Here is a 525-nt window from a genome sequence, read left to right as displayed (position 1 = left end):
TATTTAGTCTTACAAAGTCTTTGTATTTTTTAGAAAAACTGCTGCCTGGATTTACTCCTACTTTTGCTTTGTTAATGAAAAAGTTCATTAGCTCCTTATCCTCCAATCCCAATTTGCTGCAATCAAGCCAGACTAGGTAAGTGCTTTCTGGGCGAAGTGGTTTTATTTGAGGGATCTTTTCATTGAAGTAATCTATACAATAGTTGAGATTGTCCTCTAAATACAAAATTAGCTCATCAAGATAATCATCGCCATTATTATATGCTTCTTCTAAAGCAATATTTCCAAATATGTTGCCTCCAGCTATATGTGCTGTGTCCAATGAAGCGTTAAATAAATTTAAAAGTTTTTTGTTGGGTATTATTATTGCAGAGGATGCAAGTCCCGCTAGGCTAAAGCTTTTACTTGGTGATATGCATGTAATTGTAGAGTTTTTAAGTTCTTCTGATAAAGAAGCTATAGGTATATGCTTGTGGTTTTTATATACAATGTCTGAGTGTATTTCATCTGATACTATGATTATAT

At 33.0% G+C, this 525-nt stretch carries 1 protein-coding gene; it reads right to left on the bottom strand.

What is annotated here, in order from left to right; translation table 11 throughout:
- Positions 1-525, bottom strand: a 525-nt coding sequence (locus R7P64_RS24660) for an aminotransferase class I/II-fold pyridoxal phosphate-dependent enzyme (RefSeq protein ID WP_318124270.1), incomplete at both ends; no start/stop codon positions are given.

The sequence above is a fragment of the Vibrio sp. 2304 genome (genome assembly GCF_033339475.1).
Lineage (GTDB): Bacteria > Pseudomonadota > Gammaproteobacteria > Enterobacterales > Vibrionaceae > Vibrio > Vibrio alginolyticus.
Note: the sequence above shows the minus strand (reverse complement) of the source record. Positions and strands in the feature narration are given on the sequence as shown.